Raw genomic sequence first — 8,817 nt, forward strand, 5'->3', positions numbered from 1 at the left:
TCGCCGCGTTGCCGGACTGCCCGAAGGACACCACCCTGAGGGCACTCCGGCGCCTCGCGACGCACCGCATCCGACAACGCGGCCCGATCCCCGAAGATCCACAAGAGACGGCCTGGCGGCGAGAACGGAGGGGCGGGCGCTACCAGCTCCGGCCCTCCGGCAGATCGCCCAGTCCGGGAGCGGACAGGTGCAGCACCTCGTAGCGCTCGGTCGCCTCCTCGTCCGGCGCGGAGGAGTCGGCCCACACCACGAACCGCAGCAGGTGCCAATGGTGGGGGTCGAAGGCCAGTACAGCGGTGTGCGCGCCGTCGTGTCCGGAGAGCCGGCGCAGTTGTTCGACTTCCCGTTCGATCAGCGTGGACAGGCCCCGTCCGGTGCTGTCCGGGTCCGCGCGGTGGGGTATCGGGATGAGACGGCGCGAGGCCGCTCGGGGAGGTACTGAGCGGGCGGGCCCGGCTTGGCAGGCGATGCCGGTCCAGTGCCGGACGACGGGGCGGCCGAAGTCCCGGACGATGTTCTGGAACCCTCCGCCCCCGACGAGGAAGTGAGCCATGGCACCGGTGTCGTTCCACAGGTAGATGGGGGCGTACTGGTTCACCGGCGACCCGTCGGCGCCGCGTTCCCGGATGACGTACGCCTTCAGTCCCAGTCCGGCCCGGTCGTCGAGGAGGTGGCCGCCCTCGGCGACCCGCTCACGGATGATCCTCATGTCGTAGCCGGCGGGCAGGGTGATCTCGTACTGCTTCGCGTACACGGACGATGACGCCTTCCTCGTAAGTGTTCAGTGGGCTGCCGACCCGCGAGCGCGAGGCTTCCCCGGGCGCGGCGCGCTCGTCCGTCCATGCCGCGCCGGCGACTCATCGGGGTGGCGCGACGGCGGCGGATCACGGCGTTGGGGAGACACCCGCAGGAAACGCGGGTCCTCCCTACTCGTGGGCGGGGGAGACCTGCGCGGCCAGGAGAGCCAGCACCCCGGTGATCGCCTGGTCGAAGGGCTCCACCGAGTCGGCGGCGCGAGCCAGGACATAGCCGCCCTGCAGCACCGCGACGACCGTCGCGGCCGTCGCCCGCGCGTCCAGCACGGCATCCAGTTCGCCGCGCTCGCGTCCCTCGGCCAGCACGTCGGCAAGGCGTCCCCGCAGCCAGGCAAGGGTTTCCTCGACCGGGGCCCGCAGCGCGGGATCGGCCATGACCTCCGGGTCCTGGGTGAGGCGCCCGATCGGGCAGCCCTTGAGGACCTCCCGCTCCCGGCGCAGGTACGCGGTGATGCGATCCACCGCGGTCCCCGGTGCGGAGAACTGATCCTCGGCCCTGGCCCGCATCTCCTCGGCGGTGCGCCGGATCGCGGCGATCGCCAAGTCCGGTTTCCCGGCGAAGTGGTGGTACATGCTTCCCTGCCCGGCGCCGGCCCGCTGCTGGATCGCCTTCGGGCTGGTGCCGGTGTAACCGCGTTCCCACAGCAGTTCGCGCGTGCTCTCGATGAGACGTTCCGCAGTGCTCATGCCAGCAGTGTACATACCCGTAGGTACAGTGAACTCCGCACGCTCGGCGGCGCAGCCGCGGCCTCTCACCAACGGACCTTGTCCGCCCGAGGTCAGTCCAGGTAGCCGCGCAGCTGGTTCGCGTACGCGTGGTCCCGCAGCTTGCCCAGGGTCTTGTGCTCGATCTGCCGGATCCGTTCCCGGGTGACGCCGAACAGCCGCCCGATCTCCTCCAGGGTGCGGGGCCGGCCGTCGGTGAGGCCGTACCGCAGTTCCACGACCCGCCGTTCGCGGTCGCCGAGCGTGGACAGCACCGCTTCCAGCTGTTCCCGCAGCAGCAGGAACGCCGCCGACTCGGCCGGGGAGGGGATGTCGACGTCCTCGATGAGGTCGCCGAGGTTGACGTCGTCCTCCTCCCCCACCGGGGACTGGAGGGAGATGGGGTCCTGGGCGAGCCGCAGGATCTCGGTGACGCGGGCCGCCGTCAGGCCCAGCAGCATGCCGACCTCCGCCGGGGACGGCTCGTACCCGCGTTCCTGGAGGACCCGGCGCTGGACCCGCACCACCCGGTTGATCAGCTCGACCACGTGCACCGGGACCCGTATGGTCCTGGCCTGGTCGGCGATCGCCCGTGACATCGCCTGGCGGATCCACCACGTGGCGTACGTCGAGAACTTGAAGCCGCGCGCGTAGTCGAACTTCTCCACCGCGCGGATCAGTCCGAGGTTGCCCTCCTGCACCAGGTCCAGCATGGTCAGGCCGCGCCCGATGTACCGTTTCGCCACCGAGACGACCAGCCGCAGGTTCGCCTCGATGAGCTGCCGCTTGGCCCGGCGCCCGCGGACCACGAGCTGGTCGAGGTCGAGTGCGAGCCGGGGGTCCCACGGCTCCCCCGCCTCCGCGGCGGCTGCCAGCCGTTCCTCGGCGAAAAGGCCCGCCTCGATGCGGCGGGCCAGTTCCACTTCCTCGGCCGCCGTCAGCAGCGGGATGCGGCCGATCTCCCGCAGGTACTGGCGGAAGAGGTCCGCCGAGGCGCCCGCGGCCGTGGTGGGCGGGGATGGCTTCAGCACCGGAACGGCCGGTGCCGGGGCGTCGAGGATCTGGCTCTGCACGGGCGACACGGGCGACCTCCACGGTGGTCGCGACCGGTGGGAGTGGGGGACCCGGTCACGAGAGGCATGCGTCCATTTTCTGTGCTGGCGGCTCCTGGTGTGCTATGCCCAATTACCCCGCTGTTACACGGGGTTCACGTTCCCGGGTGGGCGGCGGCCGGTCAGCCGTACAGCGCGGCCGGGCCCCGGGCCTGCAAGGCGGTGCGGTACTGCTGGAGCGTCCACAGCTGCTGGCGTTCCCCGGCCGCCTGGCTGTTCGCGGACTGGGCCTCGATGCGGCGGGCGACGATCTCCAGGTCGCGCATGCGCTGTTCGACGGCGGCCAGCCGGACCCGGACCAGGTGCTCCCCGGCGTACCGCTCGTCGGGGGTGCGGGAGGTCAGCGGCGCCTCCACGGTCAGCTCGCGGATGAGGACGCGCACCGTGTCGTCGGGTGCCGCGTCCAGGACCCGGGTCACCAGGCTCTCGTCGGCGTCGGTGACGCCGCCGGCCGCCGCGATGGCGCGCCGCACCACCGCGTAGGGCGGCGCGGTGAACTCGCTCTCCTCGTACGCGTCGAAGGCGGGCGCCACCAGGTGCGGGTACTGGAGGGCGAGCTTGAGGAGTTCGCGTTCCACCTGGTGGGCCGGGTTGCCCGGGTCGACGGCCGGGCCGCGCCGTTCGGGGACAGCGGGGACGGGGGCCGGGGTGGAGCGGCGTCCGGCGCCCGGTGCCTCGCCGCGCTGCTTGCGCTCCCGCTCCCAGCGGGCCAGCTGGGCCACCCGCTGGACGACGAACCGTTCGTCCGGGATGCCGACCAGGCCGGCGAGCCGCACCGCGTACTCGTGCTGGATGGAGGAGTCCTTCATCCGGGCCACGATGGGGGTGGCGTGCTCAAGGGCGGCGGAACGGCCCTCCGCCGTGTCCAGATTGTGCCGCTGGATGACCGACCGGAGCGCGAACTCGAACAGCGGCGAGCGGTTTTCGATCATCTCCGCGACGGCGGCGTCGCCGTGGGCCAGCCGCAGATCGCACGGGTCCATGCCGCCGGGCGAGATCGCGATCGAGGTCCTGGCCGCGAACCGCTGGTCCTCGTCGAAGGCGCGCAGCGCCGCCTTCTGCCCGGCCGCGTCCCCGTCGAAGGTGAAGACGACCTCGCCCGCCCGGTGCGAACTGCTGTCGTCCATCAGCACCCGGCGCAGGATCTTGATGTGCTCGCCGCCGAACGCCGTGCCGCAGGTGGCGATGGCGGTGGTGATGCCGGCCAGGTGGCAGGCCATGACGTCGGTGTACCCCTCGACGACCACGGCGCGGTTGTCCTTGGCGATGTCGCGCTTGGCCAGATCGATGCCGTAGAGCACCCGGGACTTCTGGTAGATGGGGGTTTCCGGGGTGTTGAGGTACTTCGGGCCGGTGTCCTCCTCGCGCAGCCGCCGGGCGCCGAAGCCCACCACCTCGCCGGTGATGTCGCGGATCGGCCACACCAGCCGGCCCCGGAAGCGGTCGATCGGGCCGCGCCGGCCGTCCTGGGCGATGCCGGAGGTCAGCAGCTCCCGGTCGGTGAACCCCCGGCCGCGCAGATACCGCACCAGCTGATCCCAGCCGCCGGGCGCGTACCCGACCCCGAAGTGGGCCGCCGCCTGCTCGTCGAACCCGCGCTCCTGGAGGAACCGGCGCCCGATCTCCGCCTCCGGCGAGGCCAGCCGCTCGGCGAAGAACGCGGCGGCCACCTTGTGCGCCTCCAGCAGCCGGGTGCGCTCGCCCTGCTGCCGGTGCGTGTTGTACCCGCCCTGCTCGTAGCGGAGGGTGATCCCGGCCTGGGCGGCCAGCCGCTCGACGGCCTCGGCGAAGGTGAGGTGCTCCAGCTTCATCAGGAAGCTGATGCTGTCGCCGCCCTCCTGGCAGCCGAAGCAGTGGAAGAGCCCCTTGCTGGGCGACACCTGGAACGAGGGGGACTTCTCGTCGTGGAACGGGCACAGGCCCTTCAGGTTCCCCCCGCCCGCGCTGCGCAGCTGGAGGTATTCGGACACGACGGAGTCAATCGGGACCGCGTCCCGTACCGCCTTCACATCGTCGTCATTGATCCTGCCCGCCACACCGAGAGTCTACGACCGGCCGCCGACAGCGGTACGGCCTCACCGGCCGGGGCCACCGGCCGGACGTCCGAAGTCCGACGTGTCCAGGTCGAAGCCGAACGGCTCGGGAATCCTCAGCGGCTGCCCGAAGGGAACACTCCGGTACGCGCGGTAACCGTTCGGGGAGACCTCCCAGAACACGGTGGCTTCCTCGTCCTGCATGTCGAGCAGCAGATACACCGGAACATGGCGGCCGTACACGGCGAGCTTGTCCTGGACGTCCTGCTCACGCGTGGATGGCGAGGTCAGCTCGGCGACCAGGGAGAGCGCCGCTCCATTGACGGGCCCCTGCAACTGTTCGAAGGCGGCGCTGTCCGCCGCGTAGAGATCCGGTCCGAAGGCGCGCTTGGCAGCCGGAAAGGCGAACAGGAAGGGCGAACTGCTGACCCGGTGGCCTTCGGGAGCATGGGGCGCCAGGCGTTCCCTCAGACTTTCCATGGCCCGGAAGTAGTAGGGCCGCTGCCAAGGCGTCACGACGATCGCCCCCTTGATGATCTCGGCCTTGCAGCCATCCGGCGTGTCCAGGTCCTGCAGGATGCGCAGCAGGTCCTCGAACTCCCCGGGGACGATGTCGTCGGCTACGACCGGCGTCGACCGTTCCAGCACGGCAGTCACCACGAACCTCCTTCGGACCGGATCTGGCATGCTCCGTCTCCTCACCCTAGGTTCGGCCGGCGCGCTTCCCGCCGACTCCACCGTAGAGCCATCCGAAAGGATGATCAGCGCATTCAGGTTTACGGGCGCGGGATGTTGCGGAGGTTCGAGCGGGCCATCTGCACCATTTTGCCGACGCCGCCGTCCAGCACCATCTTGCTCGCCGACAGGGCGAAGCCCGTCACCATCTCGGCCTTGATCTTGGGCGGGATCGACAGCGCGTGCGGATCGGTGACCACGTCCACCAGCGCCGGGCCCTTGTGCCGGAACGCCGACCGCAGGGCGCCGCGCAGGTCCTTCGGCTTCTCCACCCGCTGGGCGCGCACCCCGGCCGCCTCCGCGATGGCCGCGAAGTCGGGGTTGTGGTTGCCGGTGCCGTACGCGGGCAGGCCCGCCACCAGCATCTCCAGCTCCACCATGCCGAGCGTCGAGTTGTTGAAGAGCACCACCTTCACCGGCAGGTCGTACTGCACCAGGGTGAGGAAGTCGCCCATCAGCATCGTGAACCCGCCGTCGCCCGACATCGAGATCACCTGCCGCCGCCGGTCGGTGAACTGGGCGCCGATCGCCTGCGGCAGCGCGTTGGCCATCGAGCCGTGGCTGAAGGAGCCGATCACCCGCCGCCGCCCGTTCGGGGTGAGGTAGCGCGCCGCCCACACGTTGCACATGCCGGTGTCCACCGTGAACACCGCGTCGTCCGCCGCCTCCTCGTCCAGCACCGAGGCCACGTACTCCGGGTGGATCGGGACGTGCTTCTCCACCTTCCGGGTGTAGGCGCTGACCACCCCCTCCAGCGCCTCGGCGTGCTTCTTGAGCATCCGGTCCAGGAAACGGCGGTCGGTCTTGACGCGGACCTTCGGCGTCAGGCAGTCCAGCGTCTCCTTCACATCGCCCCACACCGCGAGGTCGAGCGTGGAGCGGCGGCCGAGGTGTTCGGGGCGGACGTCCACCTGCACGATCTTCACCCGGGTGCCGTCCGGCAGGAACGCGTTGTACGGGAAGTCCGTGCCCAGCAGGATCAGCAGATCGCACTCGTGGGTGGCCTCGTACGCCGCGCCGTAGCCGAGCAGGCCGCTCATGCCGACGTCGTACGGGTTGTCGTACTGGATCCACTCCTTGCCGCGCAGCGCGTGGCCCACCGGCGCCTTGACGCGTTCGGCGAAGCGCATCACCTCGGTGTGCGCGCCCGCCGTGCCGCTGCCGCAGAACAGCGTCACCCGGTCGGCCTCGTCCACCATCCGCGCCAGTTCCTCGATCTGGCCGTCCGCCGGGCGGACGGCGGGACGGCTGGTGACCAGGGCGTGTTCCTCGGGACGGTCGGCGACCTGCTCACCGGCGATGTCCCCGGGCAGGGCGATCACGCTGACCCCGCCCCGGCCGACCGCGTGCTGGACGGCGGTCTGCAGGACGCGGGGCATCTGCCGCCGGTTGGAGATCAGCTCGCAGTAGTGGCTGCACTCGCGGAACAGCTGGTCGGGGTGGGTCTCCTGGAAGTAGCCGGTGCCGATCTCGCTGGAGGGGATGTGGGAGGCGAGGGCGAGCACCGGGGCCATGGAGCGGTGCGCGTCGTACAGGCCGTTGATGAGGTGCAGATTGCCCGGGCCGCAGGAGCCGGCGCAGGCGGCGAGCCGGCCGGTGATCTGGGCCTCGGCGCCGGCCGCGAAGGCGGCGGTCTCCTCGTGCCGGACCTGGACCCAGTCGATGGAGCGGTTGCGCCGGATGGCGTCGACGACGGGGTTGAGACTGTCCCCGACGACGCCGTACAGGCGGCGCACCCCGCTGCGCACCAGGGTGTCGACGAACTGCTCCGCCACGGTCTGCTTGGCCATCGCTCATGCACCTCCATGAGCAACGTAACCGCATATGGGGTGTTATGCCCGGGGAGCAAGCCGCCGGATGAAGACGTAGTGCGGACCGACCCCCTCGATCAGGAACTCCTCGCCGAGCACCGTGTACCCGTGCCGCTCGTAGAAGCCGCGGGCGCCGGTGCGTCCGTTGCACCACAGCGTCCCGGCGCCGCGCGCCGCCGCCTCGGCCTCGGCCGCGGCCAGCAGCGCCGCGCCGTACCCCCGGCCGCGCACGGCGGGGTCGGTGGCCATGCCGCGGAAGCGGTGGGCGGTGGCGTCGCCGGGCAGCGGGTCGGCGAACAGCGTGATGCAGCCCAGCACCTCCGTGCCCGTCTCCCCGGCGTACGCGGCCAGGTGGACGGTGCCCGGCCGCCGGTCCTCGGCGAACTCCGCGCGCTCCGGGGGCAGGCCCGGCCGCAGCACCTCGGCGCGCAGCCGCAGGACCGCGGAGACGGGCACGGCGGCGGTACGGACGGGGGTGCCGGTGCGGGTACCGGAGTGCGGGTGCCCGGGGGGCGGGTGCTCGGCGCTCATGCCCGCCACTGTAGTGACGGGCGGGGCACGCCCGTGGGTCAGCCGGTCTCCAGGATCTGGTCCACCGGGCGGCGCGGGGAGGCCGGCACCGGCGGCCCGTATCCGAGCCGGATCACCATCTGCACCTGCCCCATGCCCGACTCCGGGTCGCGCACCGGCCAGCGCAGCTCGGACCACTCCAGCACCTGGGTGGTGAGCCCGGTGGACAGCCCGTACCCGGTGGACAGCAGCAGCACCCTCTCCATCGCCTGGCCGGCCCGCAGCCAGTCCGCCGGCCGGTCCTCGCCGGTGCCGAGCAGCGCCAGCTGCGGCTCCTCCTCGTACGGGGTGGGGTCGCCCGCCGCGAAGGCGCTGCGCCGGGCGGTGGCGTCCCGCACCGGGAAACCGCCGTACCCGAGGCGCGGGCCCAGCGCCTCCTCCAGCAGCCCGTCGGTGGCGGTCCCGGCGGCGTCGGCGGCGCGCGTCCAGCGTGCGCGCTCCTCGGCCCGGGCGGGGGTGTCGCGGTCGCGGCCCTCGGCGTCCCTGACGAGTTCGAGGATGGCCCGCACATGCCAGGCGGACGGGAAGTGCAGCTGGGCGCCCTCCAGCTGGGCGGCGCGGCGCAGCTCGGCCCGTACCGGCTCGGGCACCAGTTCGTCGCGGAACGGCTGCCGGCTGCTGCGCCGCTCCGGGATGGCGGGGCGCAGCCGGGCCAGCTCCCGGTCGGGGGAGACGGCGGTGGCCAGCCGGACGGTGGCCAGCAGCCGCGGGTCGTACGGGTCGGGAAGCAGGGTGACGACCGGTTCCCACCCGGCGGCGGCCGCGGCCACCCGCAGGTTGAACAGGGCGGCGCCGCAGCCCAGGTGGAGGGCGCGGCCGTGCGGGTCGGCGTGCGGGAGGGTGCGGTCCAGGGCGGCGCGCAGCTGGAGGGTGACGGCGTCGCGCAGATAGCGGAAACGCCAGGGCTGGGCGTTGAACAGGGACGGGGCGGCCCCGGCCGCCGCCACCAGCCCGGCCACGGTGTGCTCGTCCGGGGCGGCGCCGCCCTCAGCCCCGCCGTCCGCTGTGCCGACCCGAGCCACCTGCGGCAACCTCG

At 72.2% G+C, this 8,817-nt stretch carries 8 protein-coding genes; all 8 read right to left on the reverse strand.

The features are described 5' to 3' along the window. Positions 1-139: 139 nt before the first annotated feature. Positions 140-754 (reverse strand): DUF4865 family protein, encoded by a 615-nt coding sequence (locus ACFV5N_RS20550; RefSeq protein WP_385601760.1) that lies wholly within the window; start codon positions 752-754, stop codon positions 140-142. Positions 755-926: 172 nt separating this feature from the next. Further along, positions 927-1,502, reverse strand: coding sequence for a TetR/AcrR family transcriptional regulator (locus ACFV5N_RS20555; RefSeq protein ID WP_385601763.1), 576 nt, complete (start codon positions 1,500-1,502; stop codon positions 927-929). A gap of 92 nt (positions 1,503-1,594) precedes the next feature. Next, positions 1,595-2,602 (reverse strand): RNA polymerase sigma factor, encoded by a 1,008-nt coding sequence (locus ACFV5N_RS20560; RefSeq protein WP_385601766.1) that lies wholly within the window; start codon positions 2,600-2,602, stop codon positions 1,595-1,597. A gap of 152 nt (positions 2,603-2,754) precedes the next feature. Next, positions 2,755-4,668, reverse strand: a complete 1,914-nt coding sequence (dnaG, locus tag ACFV5N_RS20565; RefSeq protein WP_385601769.1) for a DNA primase — start codon at positions 4,666-4,668, stop codon at positions 2,755-2,757. A gap of 39 nt (positions 4,669-4,707) precedes the next feature. Beyond that, positions 4,708-5,322: a Uma2 family endonuclease gene (locus tag ACFV5N_RS20570; RefSeq protein ID WP_385601772.1), complete on the reverse strand. Its 615-nt coding sequence runs from the start codon at positions 5,320-5,322 to the stop codon at positions 4,708-4,710. A 119-nt stretch (positions 5,323-5,441) separates the two neighbouring features. Beyond that, positions 5,442-7,190, reverse strand: coding sequence for a pyruvate dehydrogenase (locus tag ACFV5N_RS20575; protein WP_385601775.1), 1,749 nt, complete (start codon positions 7,188-7,190; stop codon positions 5,442-5,444). 42 nt (positions 7,191-7,232) lie between these two features. Further along, positions 7,233-7,742 (reverse strand): GNAT family N-acetyltransferase, encoded by a 510-nt coding sequence (locus tag ACFV5N_RS20580; protein ID WP_385601778.1) that lies wholly within the window; start codon positions 7,740-7,742, stop codon positions 7,233-7,235. 38 nt (positions 7,743-7,780) lie between these two features. Beyond that, positions 7,781-8,812 (reverse strand): Acg family FMN-binding oxidoreductase, encoded by a 1,032-nt coding sequence (locus tag ACFV5N_RS20585; protein ID WP_385601781.1) that lies wholly within the window; start codon positions 8,810-8,812, stop codon positions 7,781-7,783. Between the last annotated feature and the right edge of the window lie 5 nt (positions 8,813-8,817).

Origin of the sequence: Streptomyces sp. NPDC059853 (genome assembly GCF_042731495.1) — a bacterium.
Classification (GTDB): Bacteria; Actinomycetota; Actinomycetes; order Streptomycetales; family Streptomycetaceae; genus Streptomyces.

Bases quoted from the DNA above. Each gene is read 5' to 3' on its own strand.
- ACFV5N_RS20580 (WP_385601778.1), bottom strand. From the start codon at position 7,742: ATGAGCGCCGAGCACCCGCCCCCCGGGCACCCGCACTCCGGTACCCGC.
- ACFV5N_RS20575 (WP_385601775.1), bottom strand. From the start codon at position 7,190: ATGGCCAAGCAGACCGTGGCGGAGCAGTTCGTCGACACCCTGGTGCGC.
- ACFV5N_RS20555 (WP_385601763.1), bottom strand. From the start codon at position 1,502: ATGAGCACTGCGGAACGTCTCATCGAGAGCACGCGCGAACTGCTGTGG.